20 protein-coding genes are annotated in these 19,822 nt (G+C 59.7%); 10 read left to right on the forward strand and 10 right to left on the reverse strand.

Features of this window, described 5'->3' with window-relative positions:
- Window positions 1-132 precede the first annotated feature (132 nt).
- Window positions 133-1,923 (forward strand): aspartate--tRNA ligase, encoded by a 1,791-nt coding sequence (aspS, locus tag AC13RE_RS09755; protein ID WP_488562781.1) that lies wholly within the window; start codon window positions 133-135, stop codon window positions 1,921-1,923.
- 75 nt (window positions 1,924-1,998) lie between these two features.
- On the opposite strand, the gene AC13RE_RS09760 is transcribed toward aspS, so the two are convergent.
- A complete protein-coding gene (locus tag AC13RE_RS09760) occupies window positions 1,999-3,168 on the reverse strand; it encodes a serine hydrolase domain-containing protein (RefSeq protein WP_488562782.1) in 1,170 nt (389 codons plus the stop codon).
- 66 nt (window positions 3,169-3,234) lie between these two features.
- On the opposite strand from AC13RE_RS09760, the gene AC13RE_RS09765 reads away from it, so the two are divergent.
- Window positions 3,235-3,897 (forward strand): TetR/AcrR family transcriptional regulator, encoded by a 663-nt coding sequence (locus AC13RE_RS09765; RefSeq protein ID WP_488562783.1) that lies wholly within the window; start codon window positions 3,235-3,237, stop codon window positions 3,895-3,897.
- 60 nt (window positions 3,898-3,957) lie between these two features.
- Here AC13RE_RS09765 and AC13RE_RS09770 read toward each other — a convergent pair whose 3' ends face one another.
- Complete coding sequence (locus tag AC13RE_RS09770) at window positions 3,958-5,145, reverse strand: YdgA family protein (RefSeq protein WP_488562784.1); 1,188 nt, start codon at window positions 5,143-5,145, stop codon at window positions 3,958-3,960.
- Between the two features lie 231 nt (window positions 5,146-5,376).
- Between AC13RE_RS09770 and parC the strand changes: the two genes are divergently transcribed.
- On the forward strand, window positions 5,377-7,635 hold the full coding sequence (gene parC / locus AC13RE_RS09775) for a DNA topoisomerase IV subunit A (RefSeq protein ID WP_132716288.1): 2,259 nt from the start codon (window positions 5,377-5,379) through the stop codon (window positions 7,633-7,635).
- Window positions 7,636-7,816: 181 nt separating this feature from the next.
- Here the strand turns inward: parC and AC13RE_RS09780 are convergent, their stop codons facing one another.
- The 6 genes from AC13RE_RS09780 to hemB all read right to left on the reverse strand — a co-directional run bounded on the left by AC13RE_RS09780 (window position 7,817) and on the right by hemB (window position 11,885).
- The gene (locus AC13RE_RS09780) at window positions 7,817-8,206 is read right to left on the reverse strand and encodes a type II toxin-antitoxin system death-on-curing family toxin (RefSeq protein ID WP_488562785.1); all 390 of its coding nucleotides are present in this window, start codon (window positions 8,204-8,206) and stop codon (window positions 7,817-7,819) included.
- On the reverse strand, window positions 8,206-8,427 hold the full coding sequence (locus tag AC13RE_RS09785) for an AbrB/MazE/SpoVT family DNA-binding domain-containing protein (RefSeq protein WP_069616332.1): 222 nt from the start codon (window positions 8,425-8,427) through the stop codon (window positions 8,206-8,208). The genes AC13RE_RS09780 and AC13RE_RS09785 overlap by 1 nt, the downstream gene beginning before the upstream one ends.
- A gap of 50 nt (window positions 8,428-8,477) precedes the next feature.
- On the reverse strand, window positions 8,478-9,374 hold the full coding sequence (locus tag AC13RE_RS09790; protein WP_488562786.1) for a DMT family transporter: 897 nt from the start codon (window positions 9,372-9,374) through the stop codon (window positions 8,478-8,480).
- Window positions 9,375-10,154 carry an arginyltransferase gene (locus tag AC13RE_RS09795; RefSeq protein ID WP_112337870.1) on the reverse strand — a complete coding sequence of 260 codons (780 nt, stop codon included), beginning with the start codon at window positions 10,152-10,154 and terminating at the stop codon, window positions 9,375-9,377. It lies immediately after the preceding gene.
- Between the two features lie 182 nt (window positions 10,155-10,336).
- Complete coding sequence (locus AC13RE_RS09800) at window positions 10,337-10,795, reverse strand: RDD family protein (protein WP_113229597.1); 459 nt, start codon at window positions 10,793-10,795, stop codon at window positions 10,337-10,339.
- 76 nt (window positions 10,796-10,871) lie between these two features.
- A complete protein-coding gene (hemB, locus tag AC13RE_RS09805; RefSeq protein WP_488562787.1) occupies window positions 10,872-11,885 on the reverse strand; it encodes a porphobilinogen synthase in 1,014 nt (337 codons plus the stop codon).
- A 143-nt stretch (window positions 11,886-12,028) separates the two neighbouring features.
- On the opposite strand from hemB, the gene AC13RE_RS09810 reads away from it, so the two are divergent.
- The 7 genes from AC13RE_RS09810 (at window position 12,029) to AC13RE_RS09840 (ending at window position 18,735) form a co-directional block, all read left to right on the forward strand.
- Window positions 12,029-12,469: a DUF6163 family protein gene (locus AC13RE_RS09810; RefSeq protein ID WP_488562788.1), complete on the forward strand. Its 441-nt coding sequence runs from the start codon at window positions 12,029-12,031 to the stop codon at window positions 12,467-12,469.
- A 133-nt stretch (window positions 12,470-12,602) separates the two neighbouring features.
- A complete protein-coding gene (ldtR, locus tag AC13RE_RS09815; RefSeq protein ID WP_041677845.1) occupies window positions 12,603-13,118 on the forward strand; it encodes a transcriptional regulator LdtR in 516 nt (171 codons plus the stop codon).
- Window positions 13,119-13,630: 512 nt separating this feature from the next.
- Entirely contained in the window at window positions 13,631-14,944 is a 1,314-nt protein-coding gene (locus tag AC13RE_RS09820) for a L,D-transpeptidase family protein (RefSeq protein ID WP_488483425.1), read from the forward strand.
- Between the two features lie 274 nt (window positions 14,945-15,218).
- Window positions 15,219-16,517 carry a serine hydroxymethyltransferase gene (gene glyA / locus AC13RE_RS09825; RefSeq protein WP_015339424.1) on the forward strand — a complete coding sequence of 433 codons (1,299 nt, stop codon included), beginning with the start codon at window positions 15,219-15,221 and terminating at the stop codon, window positions 16,515-16,517.
- Window positions 16,518-16,526: 9 nt separating this feature from the next.
- Window positions 16,527-17,003, forward strand: coding sequence for a transcriptional regulator NrdR (gene nrdR, locus AC13RE_RS09830; RefSeq protein ID WP_047627126.1), 477 nt, complete (start codon window positions 16,527-16,529; stop codon window positions 17,001-17,003).
- Between the two features lie 2 nt (window positions 17,004-17,005).
- The gene (gene ribD / locus AC13RE_RS09835) at window positions 17,006-18,115 is read left to right on the forward strand and encodes a bifunctional diaminohydroxyphosphoribosylaminopyrimidine deaminase/5-amino-6-(5-phosphoribosylamino)uracil reductase RibD (RefSeq protein ID WP_488562789.1); all 1,110 of its coding nucleotides are present in this window, start codon (window positions 17,006-17,008) and stop codon (window positions 18,113-18,115) included.
- Window positions 18,115-18,735: a riboflavin synthase gene (locus tag AC13RE_RS09840; protein ID WP_488562790.1), complete on the forward strand. Its 621-nt coding sequence runs from the start codon at window positions 18,115-18,117 to the stop codon at window positions 18,733-18,735. Before ribD ends, AC13RE_RS09840 begins: the two co-directional genes overlap by 1 nt.
- 47 nt (window positions 18,736-18,782) lie before the next feature.
- On the opposite strand, the gene AC13RE_RS09845 is transcribed toward AC13RE_RS09840, so the two are convergent.
- Window positions 18,783-19,265: a GNAT family N-acetyltransferase gene (locus tag AC13RE_RS09845; RefSeq protein ID WP_488562791.1), complete on the reverse strand. Its 483-nt coding sequence runs from the start codon at window positions 19,263-19,265 to the stop codon at window positions 18,783-18,785.
- 21 nt (window positions 19,266-19,286) lie between these two features.
- Entirely contained in the window at window positions 19,287-19,805 is a 519-nt protein-coding gene (locus tag AC13RE_RS09850; RefSeq protein WP_488562792.1) for a GNAT family N-acetyltransferase, read from the reverse strand.
- Window positions 19,806-19,822 lie beyond the last annotated feature (17 nt).

The following is a 19,822-nucleotide window of genomic DNA, read 5'->3' on the forward strand; positions in this document are numbered from 1 at the left end:
TTAAGCTGACTTCCGGTGTTCGAGCCTTGACAAATCGGGCGTGCCATGCGCTTTTCCGCCCGATTTTCTCGTCGGCGGGCGAGGGGTTTGCGTGTCCTTTCGCCGCTGCCCGCCAAGTCCAGGATATATACTATGCATCTCTATCGCAGCCACACATGCGCCGCCCTGCGCAAGTTCGACGTCGGTTCGACTGTCCGTATCTCCGGCTGGGTCCATCGCGTCCGAGATCATGGCGGCGTGCTGTTCATCGACCTGCGCGATCACTACGGCATCACCCAGGTCGTTGCCGACCCTGATTCTCCAGCCTTCAAGCTCGCGGAAACCGTTCGCGGCGAATGGGTCATCCGCATCGACGGCCTGGTGAAGGCGCGTACCGAAGACACGATCAACAAGAACATGCCGACCGGCGAGATCGAGCTTTACGCTCAGGAGATCGAAGTGCTCTCCGCCGCCAAGGAGCTGCCGCTGCCCGTCTTCGGCGAGCCGGATTATCCGGAAGACGTTCGCCTGAAGTATCGCTTCCTCGATCTTCGCCGCGAAACGCTGCATAAGAACATCGTCAAGCGCACGCAGATCATCTCCTCCATGCGTCGTCACATGGGCGAAGTAGGCTTCACCGAATACACGACCCCGATCCTGACGGCCTCTTCGCCGGAAGGCGCGCGCGACTTCCTCGTGCCGAGCCGTATCCACCCCGGCACCTTCTACGCGCTGCCGCAGGCGCCGCAGCAGTACAAGCAGCTGCTGATGGTTGCCGGTTTCGACCGCTACTTCCAGATCGCCCCGTGCTTCCGCGATGAAGACCCGCGCGCCGATCGTCTGCCGGGCGAATTCTACCAGCTCGACCTCGAGATGAGCTTCGTCACGCAGGAAGACGTCTGGAACACGATGGGTCCGCTGATGACCCAGGTGTTCGAAGAGTTTGCCGAGGGCAAGCCGGTCACCAAGGAATGGCCGCGCATCCCCTATGACGTCGCCATCCGCAAGTATGGCTCCGACAAGCCGGATCTGCGCAATCCGATCGTCATGGAAGCCGTCACCGAGCATTTTGCCGGCTCTGGCTTCAAAGTCTTCGCAAACATGATCGCCTCCAACCCGAAGGTCGAAGTCTGGGCCATCCCAGCCAAGACCGGCGGTTCGCGCGCCTTCTGCGATCGCATGAACGCTTGGGCGCAGAGCCAGGGCCAGCCAGGCCTCGGCTACATTTTCTGGCGCAAGGAAGGCGAGAAGCTCGAAGGCGCAGGTCCGCTTGCCAAGAACATCGGCGAAGAGCGCACGGATGCGATCCGCAGCCAGCTCGGCCTCGATGACGGCGACGCCTGCTTCTTCGTCGCCGGCGATCCCGCCAAGTTCTACAAGTTTGCCGGCGAGGCTCGCACCCGGGCTGGCGAGGAGCTGAACCTGGTCGATCGCGACCGTTTCGAGCTGTGCTGGATCGTCGACTTCCCGTTCTTCGAATGGAGCGAGGAAGAAAAGAAGGTCGACTTCGCACACAACCCGTTCTCGATGCCGCAAGGCGGCCTCGAGGCGCTGCAGAACCAGGATCCCCTCACGATCAAGGCGTTCCAGTACGACGCCGTCTGCAACGGCTTCGAAATCGCCTCGGGCTCGATCCGTAACCAGTCGCCGGAGACCATGGTTGCCGCCTTCGAAAAGGTGGGCCTCAGTCAGACCGACGTCGAAGAGCGCTTCGGCGGCCTTTACCGCGCCTTCCAGTATGGTGCGCCTCCGCACGGCGGTGCTGCTTTCGGTATCGACCGTATCGTCATGCTTTTGGTCGGCGCCAAGAACCTGCGCGAGATCTCGCTGTTCCCCATGAACCAGCAGGCGCAGGATCTGCTGATGGGTGCTCCCTCGGCCGCAACGCCGACGCAGCTGCGCGAACTGGCGATCCGCCCGGTACCGCCGGTTAAGAAGGACTAAGTCCTCTACGGTTTGACAAAATGCAAAACCCGGCGACCGAAATCGCCGGGTTTTTGTTTGGGACGCTGATCTCAGCTAGATTGCGGCATAGACCGCTTTTGCCAGATCCGTGGTGAACTGGCCCCACATGCCCTCAAGAGTCGTATTGGTCAGCGCAACCACCGTCAGACCCTTTTCGGCGTCGACGAACCAGCTGTGCCCGTAGACGCCTCCCCATTTGATCGTGCCAGCCGAGAAGGGGACCTGCGCGACCACGGGATCGAGGACAACGGACCAGCCGTAGCCGAAACCGAAACCGGCCTGCTGCGCCTGCATATGCCCGCCCGCCTGATCGGCCATCATGGTTTTCACCGTATCAGCCGATAGCAGCGGTGCACCGCCCTTCCTGATCGTGTCCAGAATGGCAAGGATATCGCTTGCCGTTCCGGCCATGCCGGCGCCGCCGGAGTGGTAGGATGCGGGATCGAATATCCTGTCGGATGCAAAGCGGATCGTGCCGTCGAAGATTGGAACGAGCGCCTCGTCGCCCATCCGCTGTGGCTCCGGTGAGCCATTCACATAGGCGGCGGCCAGGCGGCGACGGTCGCGTACGGAGAAGGCCGTATCGGAAAGGCCAAGCGGCTTCATGACCAGATCGGCAACCGCATCGCCGAGCGGGCCGCCGGTTTCCTTCTCGACGATGCCGCCAAGGACATCCATCGCCAGGGAATACTGCCAGTTTTCGCCAGGCGCGAAGAGAAGGGGCGCGCTGGAGAGGCGCTGGAGGTTGTCAGCCAATGATCGGCCTGGAGTGTCCAGGCCGTCGGATACGCCTGCGCGATGATAAGGGCCGTCCGGAGCTTCGGCGAATGAGTAGCCCAATCCAGAAGTATGGGAGAGCAGATGCCGGATGCGGATAGCGGCTTCACCACCATCCGGCAGACGCGGCCGGAAATCCGGCAGCCACTTGGTGATTGGATCGTCGAGCCCGATGCGGCCCTGTTCGACGAGCCGCATCGCGGCAATGGTGACGATCGGCTTGGTGACGGAGGCGAGGCGGAAGATGGCATCTTCCCGCATTGCTACCTTGTTTTCGCGATCCGCCAGACCGGCGGCGCGGGCGTAGACCAATTCTCCATCCTGAGCGATCAGAACGACGGTTCCGACCAGCCTTTTGTCCGCGAGGGCGGAATCGATTGCCGCATCGACGCCTTCAGCAAGGCTGCCGTCGCTTGTATGTGCGGAATTTTCCAGGGGAAGACTCATGGAGCAAAACCTTCTATAATCACAATGACCATTCCTGAATAAACCAGATCGGGAAATAATTCTAGAGTGACCATTGTGAAAAATATTGAAGAGAAGAAAAATTCTTCGCCGCGCAAGCGTGGGCGCCCGCCGGCCTTCGATCGCGAGACGGTTCTGGCTGCCGCCCGGGACACCTTTTGGAAGCATGGCTATGACGGTTCCTCCATCGCCGATCTGACGGCGGCGATGGGCATCACGCCGCAAAGCCTCTATGCGGCCTTCGGTTCGAAGGCCGAGCTCTATCGCGAGACGCTTGATCAATATCGGCGCATGCCTCGTCCGGAACCCGGCAATCCCTTTCAGGACAAGCTGGATACCGTGACGGCCTTTGAGCGCTTTCTGACGAACTCCGCCAGGATCTTCACGGCTCCGGAGCATCCAAAGGGCTGCATGATATCCACAGCGGTGCTGAATTGTGCGGAGGAGAACGAGCCGATCGCCCATCATGTCGCGTCAATGCGTCTGCAGACGCTCGATGTCTTCACCGCCCGCATCGAGCGCGGGATTGCAGAAGGCGACATCCGGCCTGAGGCCGACCCTCGGTCGCTGGCACGCTTTCTGGGAGCAATCGTGCAGGGCATGTCCGTTCAGGCGCGCGATGGGGCGACGACGGAGGAGCTGCTTGCCCTCCTGTCTCATGCGCTTGACGAGCTCAAGACGTATCAGCGACCGAAAGTCTCGGAGCGTTGAGGCAAAGAAAAACCCGGCGACCGAGATCGCCGGGTTTTGAATGGTTCGACGAGCGGCCGCTCAGTCGTTCGAGGAAACCTTAAGGCCGATAACCTGCGGGATCGTCGTCGGTGCGCCCATGGCGGCGCCGATGATCATCGGCACCGGCACCGGCTTGCCGGGGGCAGCGGTGACCGTCAGGCTCTTCGGGTTGTCGAGGTAAGTGCTGACCGCTGCCGAGACGGCATTTTGCAGCTCCGGAATGTTGAGCTGCGCCATCATGATCGGCGTCATTGCCTTCAGTGTGTCGGCGAGCTGCTTGCCCGTGACACCCTGCTGTTTGCCAGCAAAGTCAAGCGCGCGTGCCGTAATCGACGCATCGTCGAAACGGATCTGGGCGCTGTTAAAGGTGAGCTGCTGCAGCAGGCCAAGCATGGCGAGGCCGGCGGACTGCTGTGCTTCCTGCTGGTTCGGATTGGAGCGAACCGTCTTCAGCGCATCCTGCAGCGACTTGGCGAAGGCGGGCGTGTAGCCGGAAATGCTGAAGGCGAGGTTCAGCTTGCCGATGTCCCTGAAGTCGAAGGAATATTCGCTAATGTTGATAGTGCCGGGTCCCATGTCCCAGCTGCCCTTCATGGAGACAGTGCCGTCGATCTGCTGCAGCTTCAGCGCTTCGATGGCTTCCTTGGTCTTCGCATCGTCGACTTTGCTGAGATCGGCCTTGATGCCATTGATCTTGGCGTCGAAATCGAGGCCCGACTTGTCGTCGCGCTTCTTCGTGTTGGCGTCTGCGCCCTCGATCGAGAACACCTCGACATCGTCCTTGGTGACGGACACGGCGCCGGCATGGGCGCTCTTGTAGTAGAACAGCGAGCTTAGGTCGCCCTTGGCCGCGTCGGCCGGGATCTCGACACCGGTCAACTTGAGGTCGGTGGCGGAAACGGAAGCGCCGTCCTTGTTGAAGTCGACATCGGCAAAATCGATTTCCTCGATCGTATAGCCGCCGTTGTTTTCCTCGACGCCATCAAGGGTGATGTCGCCGAGCGGAATGCTGTCTTCCATACCGGCTGCCTTGAAGCTCGCACCCTTCAGCGTCACCGTGCTGCCGTCGACATCGATGCCGGTAGCTGCAATCGAACCGCCCTGTTGGCCGTAAAGGTCGTTGATCTTTTTCAGCAGATCATTGCCGTCGAGCGCGAAGGCGGAGCTGGCGAAAGACACGATGGCGGCGCTGCAAAGCATCAGCCGCGTGGTCCGGTAGAAAGTCATTATGGCGTTTCCTCTTTAAGCCGGTGGTATAGGCATGGGCATACAGATTGAGCGTGTGCTGGGCTGACTTATATTGATCTTTCTCTGAAAATCCAATGACAATGAATGTTGAAGGCAGGTGCAGCAAAAATGTATCGGTCGCCATCTCGCAAGAGAGCTGAAACGCCTTCATCCACAGGTGCTTTCCACCGATTTCTTGCCCGGAATCGCCATCTCTTATAGTCAAGAGCCATGGGAAAAAATCTGACTCCGCCGCCCGGTGACGGCGACGACAATATCCTTCCGGTCGATCTGAAGGCCGCGCTCGAAGAGCGCTACCTGGCCTATGCCTTGTCGACGATTACGCAACGCGCGCTTCCGGACGTTCGTGACGGGCTGAAGCCGGTGCATCGCCGTATCGTTTATGCGATGAGCGAGATGGGGCTGCGCCCCAATGCCGCTTTCCGCAAATGCGCCAAGATCGTCGGCGAGGTGATGGGTAACTATCACCCGCATGGCGACCAATCGATCTATGATGCGCTGGCGCGTCTCGCTCAGGATTTCTCGCAGCGCTACACGCTGGTCAACGGCCAGGGTAATTTCGGCAATATCGACGGTGATAGCCCGGCCGCGATGCGTTACACCGAATCCAAGATGACGGCGGTTTCCGAACTGCTGCTCGAGGGTATCGATCAGGACGCGGTCGATTTCCGCGACACCTATGACGAGTCGAATTCTGAACCGATCGTTCTGCCTGGAGCTTTTCCCAATCTGCTCGCCAATGGCTCTTCGGGTATCGCTGTCGGCATGGCGACCTCTATCCCGCCGCACAATGCTCACGAGCTTTGCGACGCGGCGCTGCATCTGATCAAGGATCGTGAGGCCACGGTCGAGAAGCTGGTGGAGCTGTATATTCCAGGTCCCGACTTTCCGACCGGCGGCATCATTATCGATGATCGCCAGAGCATTATAGAAAGTTACAAGACCGGTCGTGGCGGCTTCCGTGTCCGGTCCAAATGGGAGATCGAGGATCTTGGTCGCGGCGGCTATCAGATCGTTGTCACCGAAATTCCGTTCCAGGTGCAGAAGTCGCGGCTGATCGAAAAGATTGCCGAGTTGCTGCTGGCGCGCAAGCTGCCGCTGCTCGAGGACATCCGTGACGAATCCGCCGAGGATATCCGCGTCGTTCTCGTGCCGAAAAGCCGCACCGTCGACGCGACGATCCTGATGGAATCGATGTTCAAGTTGACCGAGCTTGAGAGCCGGTTCCCGCTCAATATGAACGTTCTGTCCATGGGCCGTATCCCCAGGGTCATGGCCCTGAACGAGGTGCTGAAGGAATGGCTGGATCATCGCCGCGAAGTCTTGCTGCGCCGCTCCCGCTTCCGCCTGGCGGCCATCGAAAAGCGGCTCGAAATTCTCGGCGGCTTGCTGGTCGCCTATCTCAACATCGATGAGGTCATTGCCATCATCCGCGAGGAGGATGAGCCGAAGCCCGTCATGATGGAGCGGTTCGGCCTCACCGACAATCAGGTCGAGGCGATCCTCAACATGCGGCTGCGCTCCTTGCGCAAGCTGGAAGAGTTCGAGATCCGCAAGGAATTCGACGGCCTGACGAAGGAGAAGGCTGACATCGAGGCACTGCTCGCTTCGGACGAGAAGCAGTGGCAGACGGTTGCCTGGGAAATCGGCGAGGTGAAGAAAAAATTCGCCAAGGCCACCGAGATCGGTCGCCGCCGCACGCAGTTTGCCGAAGCGCCCGAAGCTGACGATGCGGCCATCCAGCAGGCGATGATCGAGAAGGAACCGATCACGGTCGTCGTTTCGGAAAAGGGGTGGATCCGCGCCCTCAAGGGCCACATTTCCGATACGTCCTCGCTGACCTTCAAGGAGGGCGACGGTCTGAAGGTTGCCTTTCCGGCGCAGACGACGGACAAGATCCTCATCATCACGACGGGCGGCAAGGCCTATACGCTCGGCGGCGACAAGCTGCCCGGCGGCCGCGGCCATGGCGAACCGCTGCGCATCATGGTCGACATGGAAAATGATCAGGATGTGCTGACCGCCTTCGTCCACGATCCCCAGCGCAAGCAGATGATCGCATCGACGGCGGGCAACGGCTTCATCGTTGCCGAGGCGGAACTGGTCGCCAATACCCGCAAGGGCAAGCAGATCATGAACGTCTCCTATCCCGACGAGACCAAGCTTCTCGTCCCGATATCAGGCGATCACGTTGCCGTGGTCGGCGAGAACCGCAAGATGCTCATCTTCCCGCTCGCGCAGGTGCCGGAAATGTCACGCGGCAAGGGCGTGCGCCTTCAGAAATACAAGGATGGCGGCATCGCCGATGTCAGGTGCTTCGCGATTGTCGATGGCCTGACATGGGAAGACAGTGCCGGCCGCACCTTCACCAAGACCAAGGACGAGTTGGTGGAATGGCTGGGCGACCGCGCCGGCGCCGGCCGCGCCGTGCCGAAGGGCTTCCCCAGAAGCGGCAGGTTTTCTGGGTGAGGAGCGGTCGGACAAAGCTTGAGCAATCGACCCAGCGGGTCGATTGCAGCGACGAACGCCCTGAGCCTTAACGAAGGCCGGGTGGCACGGCTTGACCTTAACAGATAGCTATCGGCCTGTTGGATTGATTGCCGACAGACATAGGAAACCCAACGCCGAAGCGAATAGGAGGCGGTTAGTTCTAAGCTGTCTCCGGAACGCAGACATCTCGCAGGAAACGTGTCGCTCCCTCTTCATCGATTTCGCCGGCGGCCACCGCCATGACGAAGCTGTAAAGATTGGCGTCCGTGGTTTGAATACGGTAGCCGTTGTCCATGAGGAAGACTGCCGTCGTCACGATGGCGATGCGTTTATTTCCATCTATGAACGCGTGGTTTTTCGCCAGCCCAAATAGATACGCCGCCGCCAGTTCGATGATATCGTTGCTGCCATATTGGGCTTTGTTAATCGGGCGTGCCAAGGCTGATTCGAGGGAGCCTTCGTCTCTGAGACCATAGGAACCACCGAACCTTTTGATCTGCATCTTGTGCAATTGCTCGATGAGCGGCCTAGTCAGGAAGATAAAGGGCATTACTCTGCCAACTTCTTAAGTGCCACTTTATACTGATCCATGAAACGTTGTGCATGTTCCATCTGACGCGCAAAGTCCGCGTCGGTTGGCTGCATCAGCAATCCACCATCCTTCAGGCTGAGCTCCAATGTATCGCCAGCGCCGAGCCCCAACTGGTCAAGAACTTCCTTCGGAATAATCACGCCCTCGGAATTGCCGATTTTGCGGATGGTGACGTTCATGTCTCAGCTCCAATGTGATAACCTAGTTATAACATTGGAAGAGGAATACTTCAATGCGCAAGGCTCTGTGCGGTGATTGCTGCTCTGGCTTTCACCCGGGCCTGCCATAGCGAGTGAGCGGCCAGTGCCAGGATCAGTATCGCGCCGCCGGCAAGCGTCATGTTGGTTGGCGCTTCTGAGAAGATCATCCAGACCCAGATCGGCGCCAGGATCGTTTCCAGCAGATAGAACATCGCCACTTCCGGTGCCGAAAGAAAACGCGTGCCCGTCGCAAGGCACCAAAAGGAAAGCGGCATCAGCACGGCGCCGTCGAAAAGGATCCAGCCCGGATGATCGATGGAAAAGCCCGAGGGCACCATATGATAGAGCCCGACTGCCGCCGGAATGACGGCCGCCAGCAAGGAAGCAAAACCCATGTCCCGGCCCGAGGCGCGGCTGATCGCGATGGCGCAGGCGATGGAAAGCGATGCGAGCACGGAAAGCGCGTCGCCAAGCAGATGCCCAGCCTCCATGCCGTCACCGACGATCAGACCAACACCGAGGATCATGACAGCCATGGTAATGAAGGTGGAAAGGGCAGGGCGCTCTTTCAGAAAAATCCAGGACAGCAGCGCGGTGAACATCGGGTTGAGCGCGATGATGAAGACCACATTTGCCGCCTTGGTATAATAGACGGCGAGAAGAAAGGTGATGGTGGTCAGCCCATAGAAGAAGCCAACGGGAATTCCGAGCCAGCCCGGTAACACAGTCTTAAGCGAGCCAGTGACCCGGCGAATGACGAAAAGGGCGGCCAGCGCCACGACGATGGTCGCAAGGCTGCGGGCAGACAGCACCGACCAGACTTCGCCGCTGGAAAGCCGTATCAGCGGAATATCCATCGACAGCGCCAGACCACCGAGCGTCGTCAGCAGCAGGCCCTTCTTATGGTCCGAGAGATGGGAAAACATTCAGCGGAAGGTATCTTTGTCGCCGTCGGCTGCGGGGTCGAAACGTTCCCAGCCGCGCGGCGTCAGATGTTCCTGCGGCTGAAAGCGGGTCTTGTAGTCCATCTTGCGCGAGCCCTTGACCCAATAGCCGAGATAGACGTGCGGCAACCCCAGCGCCTTCGTCCGCTTGATATGATCGAGAATCATGAAGGTGCCGAGAGATCGCTCGTCGAGATCGGGATTGAAGTAGGAATAGACCATGGACAGCCCGTCGCTCATCACATCGGTCAGAGCCGCAGCCAGCAGTTCGCCCTTCGGACGCTGCTCCAGCCCTGAACCTTCCTCGCGACGGCGATATTCGATGATGCGCGTGTTCACATGCGTGTCCTCGACCATGATCGCATAGTCGAGCACGGTCATGTCGGACATGCCGCCTTGCTGATGACGATAGTCGAGATAGCGGCGGAAGAGCGAATATTGCTCGCTGGAGGGCTGCGCCGGAAATTCGGTGGCGATGATATCGCTGTTGGCCGTCAGCACCCGTTTCATCGATCGGGTGGGCTCGAACTCTTGCGCCAGGATGCGGACCGATATGCAGGCCCGGCACGATTCGCAGGCGGGACGATAGGCGATGTTCTGAGAACGCCTGAAGCCGCCCTGCGTCAGAATATCGTTCATCTCGGCGGCACGAGGCCCCACAAGGTGCGTGAAGACCTTGCGTTCCATCTCATGCGGCAAGTACGGGCAGGAAGCCGGTGCCGTCAGATAAAACTGCGGAGATGGCGTCGACTGCGTGTTCATCTGCCGTTGATTGACCTTTCTTTCGGCATCCGCTTTCCACAAGCATGGCCCAAGTTTAGAAAACGTCAACTACGTCCTTCGCTAAAGATCGAAGTTTCCTAATTGACCATGCACAGAAATATCTCCCGCGCGCCAGTGGCTCCGCAGGAGATCCGTGCGGTGTCCCAAGATTATGCGTGGTTTTAGGCCGTTCGAGCGATGACGGTGCCGAGCAGTAGGTCATGCACAAGCCGGCTGCGGTCAGTAAAGAGACCCACCAGCAGGATAAGCGGCGTGAGGACGGAATTCAGGATCCAGAACAGCGCCAGATGAACGATCGCCGTCAGGAAATCCATGCGCCGGCCATCGACACGAACCATGGTCAGGCCCATGGCGCGCATGCCGAGCGAAGCCTGGTAAGGACCGCCGAGTGTCCAGCCGAAATAGAGGCCCGCAACAAGAACGAACAGCACCGGATAAAGGAAGAAGCCGAGCCCCAGTGTCAGGATCGAAACGAAAAACAGCAGCACGGCCGCGGGAATGCACAGCAGCGCGACGATGATGTAGTCAACGATGAACGCGAAGATGCGCCGGCTCAGCACGCCACTATAGGCGCGCCAGTCATCCGGTGCTGCATAGAGCGGGCTGTGGTTCAGGCTCATTGCTTTCCTCCTTGGGAAATATTTGCCGAACATATGGTATCGGCTCCAGCAAATACAATAAGTCGATGGATCGAAGCTATTTCTTCGCCAAATGTCTCGCCACGTCGACAGCGAAATAGGTGAGGATGCCGTCGCATCCGGCGCGCTTGAAAGCGAGCAGGGTTTCGAGCATTACCTTCTCGCCGTCGATCCAGCCATTGGCGGCGGCAGCCTTGATCATCGCGTATTCGCCGGAGACCTGATAAGCGAAGGTTGGAAGGCCGAAGGCTTCCTTCAGCCGCCAACAGATGTCGAGATAGGGCAGCCCGGGCTTGACCATCAGCATGTCGGCGCCTTCCTCGACGTCGAGCGTGGCGTCGCGCACGGCTTCGGTGCCGTTCGCCGGATCAATGTAATAGGTCTTCTTGTCGCCTTTCAGCAGGCCGCCGGTCGAAATCGCCTCGCGGTAGGGGCCGTAGAAGGCCGAGCTGAATTTCGTCGCGTAGCTCATGATGCCCACGCTCTGGTGTCCGGCAGCATCGAGCGCCTGGCGGATCGCGCCGATGCGACCGTCCATCATTTCCGAAGGCGCGATGATGTCTGCTCCGGCATCCGCCTGGTAGACCGCAGCGCGCGCCACCTGTTCGACCGTTTCATCATTGACGATTTCATTGCCGCGCAGGATGCCGTCATGGCCGTGGCTGGTGAAAGGGTCGAGCGCGACATCGGTGATGACGCCAATGTTCGGCACGGCCTTCTTGATTGCGGCAGTGGTGAGATTGATGAGATTGTTCTTCTCGAGGCTGTTGGAGCCGGTCTCGTCGCGCAGCTCCATTTCGATGTTCGGGAAGGTGGCAAGCGCGGGGATGCCGAGATCGGCCGCTTCCTTGGCCGCTTCTACCGCCATATCCACGGTCATGCGGTTGACGCCGGGCATGGCAGGGATCGGCTCGACGATGCCGGTGCCCGGGATCACGAAGATAGGCCAGATGAGATCGTCGACCGTCAGCCGGTTTTCCTGCACGAGACGGCGCGTCCAATCGGCCTTGCGGTTGCGCCGCATGCGCCGATGACCGGTGATCTCGTCAACGAGATGCGTCTTGTTCTCCATGATGCCGCCATCCTTCTTCGTCTATTTATGGCATTCTATATGGGGCGCGTACCTATCACGCCGTCCCCAGGATTCAAAACCGGGCGAAAGGCCGCAGCCATTATATTCTGGCGAGGCACGTGCCTCCTACGTATTGTTCGCGCATGGAACCTGATTCTTCGACCGTACCCAAGAATACGCTGACGGACATCCTGTTCGTGCTGTTCCTGCGGCTGATCGCGATCACCTGCTTCTGGCTCGGCCTGCAATATTGGGCGATGCTGGTCGGCTACTCTCTGGATGGCCATGCGCGCTTCGATCTGCTGGCGCTGCCATGGAAGGTCGCGGGCGCAGGCTTGGCCGTTGTCTTCCCCGTCGCGGCACTCGGATTGTGGCTTACTGTCTCCTGGGGGCCGGTCATGTGGGTGGTGGCGGCAGGGGGGCAGGCACTGATGTATGGCGTATGGCCGGAGATATTCGGATCCAATCCGCTGATCATGATCTTGCATGCCTGCGTCGCCGTGATTTATTGCCTTTTCCGCATCCTGCTATGGCTGGAGAAACGCCGGCGTCGGCAGCAGCAGGTAATGGTTGATTTACCCTGAGACAGCAACACGTCCTGGTAAGGTGCTGTTAAGCCTGCAGTTTAAGTAGAATTTTATGTGTATTCGATAGGGTCTCACTCAAGGCGGGAAGAAAACGACACCGCCAAACAAAACAGAGTGAGGCCAAGTCATGATGAACACGAAAATCAAGCCGCAGGCAGTTGCAAACGCTCGGGATCAGCAGGTTGATGACATCCGGGCTCTCTACATGGAATCCCTTCACCTGGTCGAGCGTCTGCACCGCCGCCTGCTTGATGTTATCAAGGACGAGTTCGACCGTCAGGGTCGCGACGACGTCAACGCCGTCCAGGCGCTACTCCTTTTCAATATCGGCAACTCCGAGCTGACGGCCGGCGAACTGCGCTCGCGCGGTTTCTACCTCGGCTCCAACGTTTCCTACAATGTCAAGAAGCTGGTCGACCTCGGCTTCATCAACCATCAGCGCTCGCGCATCGACCGTCGCTCGGTCCGCATCAGCCTGACGGAAACCGGCCAGGATATCGCCGAAACCGTCGCCAAGCTCTATGAGCGCCACATCGGCTCGATCGACAAGGTCGGCGGCATCGGCACCGACGAGTTCACCCAGATGAACAAGCTCCTGCAGCGCCTCGACCGCTTCTGGAACGACAGCATCGCCTACCGCATGTAAGTAGCGGTGGCGGATCGATCATAAGACCTTCCGGTAAAAGCAAGCTGGACACGTTCCCTGCGTGTCCGGCTTGAATGCGTTACCGGCCCGGCTGTTGTGCGCTTTTTGTCACGTTTGCGCTTCACCTTCCGTCCCATGTAACGTCCCCGGTGGCTAAGCCATTGACGCCGGTTCAAGACACGCTATGAACCACGCGTAGCTGTGGTATTTTAGCAAATGCAGTTTGGCTTTTCTTTCGCTGTGACGCGGCAATGCAAGTTCCATGCCGGGAGACACGAATTGGCCATATTGCTATGACAGCGGAAATCGACTGCAGGCAGCGTTCTCGAAATACGATCTTCCGACCTGAAGGTCTTGGCTTCGCGATATTGTGATAGTGCGTGGCCAAGTTTTTGGTGGTGCATTAAGGGAACGGGTTGATACTGAGCCAGGTTACTTGGCGCAAGCTGCGCTATTTACTGCTTCCTCTCTAAGCTGCTCGTGATTGGATCGCAGCGTTGAACGGTTAGGATATGTCGAAGAAAAACGGAATTGAACCCTTTTCGCGCCGCTCTTTCCTGCGGTCGGCTGCAACTCTTGGCGCTGCCGCACTGGCCGCTCCGGCCCTTGCGCAAAACGCAACTCCGCTTGAGGCGTTGATCAACGATCGCTCCCGTGGCAATTGGGACGACCAGTTCGACGCCAAGGCTGCGGCGCGCACCGCCGCCGCTGTCCAGTCGAACACACCAATCCTCGGGCCAGATTCCGTACCGAATATTCAGCAGGCGATCGCGCAATATCAGAATATTGCCGCTAACGGCGGATGGCCGCAGGTCAATCCGACAAGCCAGCAACCGCTGCAACTCGGCGCAACCGATCCGGCCGTGCAGTCGCTGCGCCAGCATTTGATGATTACCGGCGACCTTCCGCGTGAGGCTGGTATGTCCTCTGCCTTCGACTCCTATGTCGACGGCGCTGTCAAGCGTTTCCAGGCCCGCCACGGCCTGCCGGCCGATGGCGTCATGGGTGATTTCACGCTGAAGGCGATGAACATCCCTGCAAACGTCCGTCTGCAGCAGCTCAACACCAATCTTGTCCGCCTCCAGACGTTCCCGTCAGACCTCGGCCGTCGTCATGTCATGGTCAATGTCCCGGCGACACGTGTCGAAGCCGTCGAGGACGGTCAGGTGGCGCTGCGCCACCAGGCGATCGTCGGCCGGGAATCACGGCCGACGCATATCATCAATTCAAAGATTTACGAGGTCATCCTCAACCCGTACTGGACGGCACCGCGCTCCATCGTCGTCAAGGACATCGTGCCCTTGATGCGCAAGGACCCGACCTATCTGACGAAGAACAACATCCGTCTTCTCGACGGCAAGGGCCAGGAAGTGGCTCCCGAGACGATCGACTGGAATTCGGACAAGGCGCCAGACCTGATGTTCCGTCAGGACCCGGGCAAGACCAACGCCATGGCGTCCACGAAGATCAACTTCTATAATCCCAACAACGAATATATGCACGACACGCCGGAGCAGGGCCTGTTCAACAAGCTCATGCGTTTCGACAGCTCGGGCTGCGTACGCGTCCAGAACGTGCGCGACCTCGCGACCTGGCTGCTGGCCGAAACGCCGGGCTGGCCGCGTCAGCACATCGAGCAGGTCATCTCCACCCGCGTCAACACGCCGATCAAGCTGGCGACCGAAGTGCCTGTCTATTTCGTTTATATTTCGGCCTGGAGCGCCCGCGACGGCATCGTCCAGTTCCGCGACGACATCTACAATCTAGACGGCAACTCGCAGTTGGCGCTCAATACGACCCAGGGTATGGAGCAACCGGTTCAATAATCGGCGTTGTTCGAACCCCATCTGCATGGAAGCCGCATCTCAGGATGCGGCTTTTTCGTTTGCCAGGGTCGCTCTGCGTAGAATGCTTACTGCGCCGCGCGTCTTTAGACGCGCAAAGGACGCAGTAACGCTTTGAAATGGCGCGTAATCCTTTCCGAAATCCTACTGGATTTCGGGATTATGCGCGCAAATGTCGCTGGTCGTATTGCTCTCCGGCGACCCTGACGCTAATACCGTTTGCATTGCCCTTCCGGCCCGTTCAGGAGCTTTCACGATGACCAATGCGTCCACCGAACCCTTCTTCAATCGCTCGCTTGCCGATACCGATCCGGAAATCTTTGGTGCGATCGGCAAGGAACTCGGTCGCCAGCGGCACGAAATCGAACTGATCGCCTCGGAAAACATCGTCTCGCGCGCCGTGCTGGAAGCGCAGGGCTCGATCATGACCAACAAATATGCCGAGGGATATCCGGGCAAGCGCTATTATGGCGGCTGCCAGTATGTCGATATCGCCGAGGAGCTTGCCATCGAGCGTGCCAAGAAGCTGTTCGGCGTCAACTTCGCCAACGTTCAGCCGAATTCCGGTTCACAGATGAACCAGGCCGTGTTCCTGGCGCTCTTGCAGCCTGGCGACACCTTCATGGGTCTCGACCTGAATTCGGGCGGTCACCTGACGCATGGTTCGCCGGTCAACATGTCCGGCAAGTGGTTCAACGTCGTGTCCTACGGCGTGCGCGAAGGCGACAACCTGCTCGATATGGACGAAGTGCAGCGCAAGGCCGAGGAAACCAAGCCGAAGCTCATCATCGCTGGCGGCACGGCCTATTCCCGCATCTGGGACTGGAAGCGCTTCCGCGAGATCGCCGACAGCGTCGGCGCCTATCTGATGGTCGACATGGCCCACATCGCCGGTCTGGTTGCCGGTGGTCAGCATCCGTCGCCATTCCCGCATTGCCACGTTGCCACGACGACCACACACAAGTCGCTGCGCGGCCCGCGCGGTGGCATGATCCTCACCAACGATGAGGATCTGGCGAAGAAGTTCAACTCGGCCGTCTTCCCCGGTCTTCAGGGCGGCCCGCTGATGCATGTCATCGCCGCCAAGGCGGTTGCGCTCGGTGAAGCGCTGCAGCCGGAATTCAAGGACTACGCCGCCCAGATCGTCAAGAACGCCAAGGCGCTTGCCGAAACGCTGATCTCCGGCGGCGTCGACGTCGTCTCCGGGGGCACGGACAACCACCTCATGCTGGTCGACCTGCGCAAGAAGAACGCCACCGGCAAGCGCGCCGAGGCCGCACTCGGCCGCGCCTACGTCACCTGCAACAAGAACGGCATTCCCTTCGACCCCGAGAAGCCCTTCGTCACGTCAGGCGTTCGCCTCGGCACCCCAGCCGGCACGACGCGCGGCTTTAAGGAAGCCGAGTTCCGCGAAATCGGCAATCTGATCATCGAAGTGCTCGATGGCCTGAAGGTCGCCAATTCCGACGAAGGCAATGCTGCCGTTGAAGCTGCCGTGCGCGAGAAAGTGGTCAAGCTCACCGACCGCTTCCCGATGTACGGCTACATGGGCTAAGGAGAGCGCATGCGCTGCCCCTATTGCGGCTCAGAAGACACGCAGGTCAAGGACTCGCGCCCGGCGGAGGACAATACGTCCATCCGCCGTCGGCGCATTTGTCCGGATTGCGGCGGCCGCTTCACCACCTTCGAGCGCGTGCAGCTGCGCGAGCTTATGGTTATCAAGAAGACGGGCCGCAAGGTGCTGTTCGATCGTGACAAGCTGGTGCGCTCCTTCGAGATCGCGCTGCGCAAGCGCCCGGTCGATCGCGATCGGATCGAGCGGGCCGTATCGGGCATCGTGCGCCGCCTCGAAAGCTCGGGCGAGACCGAAATCAGCTCCGAGCAGATCGGCCTGCAGGTGCTGGAAGCGCTGAAGAGCCTCGATGACGTCGCCTTTGTACGCTACGCCTCCGTCTACCGCGATTTTTCGCATGCGGAGGATTTCGAGCACGTGATCGACGAGATCAACGCCAAGATCGCTCGCGATCCGCTGGACCCTTGACCATGGCGCTGCGGCCCGAGGACGAGCATTTCATGGCCGCGGCCATCCGTCTGTCGCGCCAGCATCTGGGATTGACTTCCACCAATCCATCCGTCGGCTGCCTTATCGTCAAGGATGGCGTGATTATCGGCAGCGGTGTGACCGCGCCGGGCGGGCGCCCGCATGCCGAGCCTCAGGCGCTGGCCGAGGCAGGTGAGGGGGCCAGAGGTGCCACCGCCTACGTGACGCTCGAGCCTTGCTCGCACTACGGCAAGACGCCGCCCTGCGCCGAGGCGCTGATCGCTTACGGCGTGGCACGCGTCGTCATCAGCGTCACCGATCCCGACCAGCGCGTCTCCGGACGCGGCATCACCATGCTGTGCGAGGCCGGCATCGCGGTCGATACTGGTATTCTGGAGACGGAAGGCAGGCGGTCTCTCGCGGGCTATCTTATGCGCCAGACGAGAAACCGCCCCTATGTGACTCTCAAGCTTGCGATTTCCGCCGATGGCATGATTGGCAAGACTGGCGCGGGGCAGGTTCGCATTACCGGCGATGCCGCACGCGCTGAGGTGCAGATGCTGCGCGCCGAAAGCGATGCCATTCTTGTCGGCATAGGTACGGCGATAGCAGATGATCCTGAATTGACCTGTCGGATCCCCGGTATGGAGGATCGCACGCCGTTGCGCATCGTCATTGACGACGAGCTGCAGCTTCCCCTTGGCAGCAAGCTGGTCCGCACGGCCCGGCAATATCCGGTGATCGCGGTCGCCGGCCATCCGCCGCCGTTTGACGAGAATACCGACACCGCATTCCTCGGACGCCGCGCAGCGCTGGATGCCATCGGCGTCGAGGTCTTGCAATCCAATTCGAGCGAGCCGGGCGAGCTGCTGGAGGCCTTGGGCACCCGTGGTATCTCGTCGCTGCTGGTGGAGGGTGGCGCCAAGACGGCACGGCGCTTCCTCAACGCTGGAATGGTCGACCGTATCCTGCTGTTTCAAGGTCCCGCCGAGATCGGCGAGGGTGGTATTGAATCGCCGGTTCTGAAATCCAATATCCCAGCTGATTTTATTCATGTTGGCCAGAGCCGCTTCGGCGACGATCTCTGCGACGAATACGAAAGAGGTTTTTGATGTTTACCGGAATTATCACCGACGTCGGCACGGTCGAATCCATTTCCCCGTTGAAGGAAGGCATCAAGCTGCGCGTTGCCACCAATTACGATCCGGCCACGATCGACATGGGCGCGTCTATCTCGCACGCCGGCGTCTGCCTGACGGTTACGGGTCTGCCTGAACAGGGCAGCAACGGACGATGGTTCGAGGTCGAGGCCTGGGAAGAGGCGCTGCGGCTTACGACCATCGGCACCTGGGAAGCAGGCGCCAAGATCAATCTTGAACGCTCGCTGAAGATCGGCGACGAACTCGGCGGTCACATCGTGTCCGGCCATATCGATGGCAAGGCGGAAATCCTGTCGGTGACATCAGAGGGTGAGGCCACGCGCTTCCGTCTGCGCGCGCCGGAACATCTTGCCAAGTTTGTCGCGCCGAAGGGTTCGGTCGCGCTTGACGGCACCTCGCTGACCGTCAATGCCGTCGAGGGTACGGAGTTCGACGTGCTGCTGATCCGCCATTCCCTGGAGGTCACGACCTGGGGCGAGCGCAAGGCTGGCGACTTCGTCAATTTCGAAGTCGACACCATGGCACGCTACGCCGCTCGTCTGGCAGAATTCCCCGCGGTCCGCGAATCCTGAGTTTCGTAAGCTCACTGCAGGAAGGCGTCGATCGGCGCCTTTCCGGCCTACGCAAGTGTTTTTTCCATAAGAAAATTCGACAATATCTGGCCGCGCTTTTCCACCTGCTGCGCCGCCAGGACGATAAAGCCCCTCCGCTCGAAGAAGGGGCTGGCGGTCAGGCTTGCTTCGGTGAAAATCCGTTGCAAGCCCTGTTCGCGAGCGGCCCTTTCGACCGTCTCTAGTAAAAGGCTGGCGACGCCCTTTCCCTGATAATCCGGCGAAACGAACATCATATCCAGGCAGCCATCCGATTTTAGATCGGTAAAGCCGATGGGTATAGAACCATCGACAGCAAGCCAGGTCGGCCGGCTTGCCCGATACTGCGCCCAGACTTCGGCATCATCGACCTTTGCCCAGGCGGCAACCTGCTCCGGGCTGTAGTCTTTCGATGCGACCTCACGAACGGCCCGCAGGAAAATCTCGATCGTGGCTCGGGCATCGCTTGGTTCGTAGCGTTTGACAGAAAACCTTTTCTGCGAAACCGGCACGATGGTTCACCCCTGTAACGGCTAACGTTCGAAGATGACGTTGGATCTGTCCTTGAGCATGAGCTCATCGATACGCCGGAAGCCGATCTTTTCGGCAACCCGCAACGACGGTAGGTTCTCAACGTCTACGATGCAGGTCATGCGCCGTCCTGCGAACTGTCTGTCCGCCCAGGCGATGGCGGCGTTCATGGCCTCTGTCGCATAGCCCTTGCCCTGCATCGGCGGCGTGATGCCCCAGCCGGCTTCCAGTGTGCCTTCCGTCATCGGCGTCATGTCACGATGCAGGTCGAGGAATCCCACCTCGCCGATCAACCGGCCGCTTTGGCGTTCCTCCACAGCAAAGAAGCCGAAGCCGAGATGATGCCATAGGCCGGCGTAGCGCAGCAGGCGGGCCCAAACCTGCTCGCGTGTCGGCATCTCGCCGCCGATGAAGCGGACGATCTCCCTGTGTTTCCAGAGCTCGAGGAATTCGTCGAAATCATCAAGCGTGTGGCCGCGCAGCAGAAGCCGGTCGGTCGTCAGTGTCGGTATATGGGTCATCGGATTAAATCTTTGCC

This window comes from Martinezella sp. CNPSo 3959, assembly GCF_057784355.1.

What these genes read in the sequence shown, in the direction of transcription:
- AC13RE_RS09770 (WP_488562784.1), bottom strand. Translation starts at nt 5,145, where the DNA reads ATGACTTTCTACCGGACCACGCGGCTGATGCTTTGCAGCGCCGCCATC.
- AC13RE_RS09795 (WP_112337870.1), bottom strand. Translation starts at nt 10,154, where the DNA reads ATGAACACGCAGTCGACGCCATCTCCGCAGTTTTATCTGACGGCACCG.
- glyA (WP_015339424.1), top strand. Translation starts at nt 15,219, where the DNA reads ATGACCAATGCGTCCACCGAACCCTTCTTCAATCGCTCGCTTGCCGAT.
- AC13RE_RS09810 (WP_488562788.1), top strand. Translation starts at nt 12,029, where the DNA reads ATGGAACCTGATTCTTCGACCGTACCCAAGAATACGCTGACGGACATC.
- ldtR (WP_041677845.1), top strand. Translation starts at nt 12,603, where the DNA reads ATGAACACGAAAATCAAGCCGCAGGCAGTTGCAAACGCTCGGGATCAG.
- AC13RE_RS09790 (WP_488562786.1), bottom strand. Translation starts at nt 9,374, where the DNA reads ATGTTTTCCCATCTCTCGGACCATAAGAAGGGCCTGCTGCTGACGACG.
- AC13RE_RS09800 (WP_113229597.1), bottom strand. Translation starts at nt 10,795, where the DNA reads ATGAGCCTGAACCACAGCCCGCTCTATGCAGCACCGGATGACTGGCGC.
- AC13RE_RS09760 (WP_488562782.1), bottom strand. Translation starts at nt 3,168, where the DNA reads ATGAGTCTTCCCCTGGAAAATTCCGCACATACAAGCGACGGCAGCCTT.
- AC13RE_RS09785 (WP_069616332.1), bottom strand. Translation starts at nt 8,427, where the DNA reads ATGAACGTCACCATCCGCAAAATCGGCAATTCCGAGGGCGTGATTATT.
- ribD (WP_488562789.1), top strand. Translation starts at nt 17,006, where the DNA reads ATGGCGCTGCGGCCCGAGGACGAGCATTTCATGGCCGCGGCCATCCGT.
- aspS (WP_488562781.1), top strand. Translation starts at nt 133, where the DNA reads ATGCATCTCTATCGCAGCCACACATGCGCCGCCCTGCGCAAGTTCGAC.
- nrdR (WP_047627126.1), top strand. Translation starts at nt 16,527, where the DNA reads ATGCGCTGCCCCTATTGCGGCTCAGAAGACACGCAGGTCAAGGACTCG.
- AC13RE_RS09820 (WP_488483425.1), top strand. Translation starts at nt 13,631, where the DNA reads ATGTCGAAGAAAAACGGAATTGAACCCTTTTCGCGCCGCTCTTTCCTG.
- AC13RE_RS09780 (WP_488562785.1), bottom strand. Translation starts at nt 8,206, where the DNA reads ATGCCCTTTATCTTCCTGACTAGGCCGCTCATCGAGCAATTGCACAAG.
- hemB (WP_488562787.1), bottom strand. Translation starts at nt 11,885, where the DNA reads ATGGAGAACAAGACGCATCTCGTTGACGAGATCACCGGTCATCGGCGC.
- parC (WP_132716288.1), top strand. Translation starts at nt 5,377, where the DNA reads ATGGGAAAAAATCTGACTCCGCCGCCCGGTGACGGCGACGACAATATC.
- AC13RE_RS09840 (WP_488562790.1), top strand. Translation starts at nt 18,115, where the DNA reads ATGTTTACCGGAATTATCACCGACGTCGGCACGGTCGAATCCATTTCC.
- AC13RE_RS09850 (WP_488562792.1), bottom strand. Translation starts at nt 19,805, where the DNA reads ATGACCCATATACCGACACTGACGACCGACCGGCTTCTGCTGCGCGGC.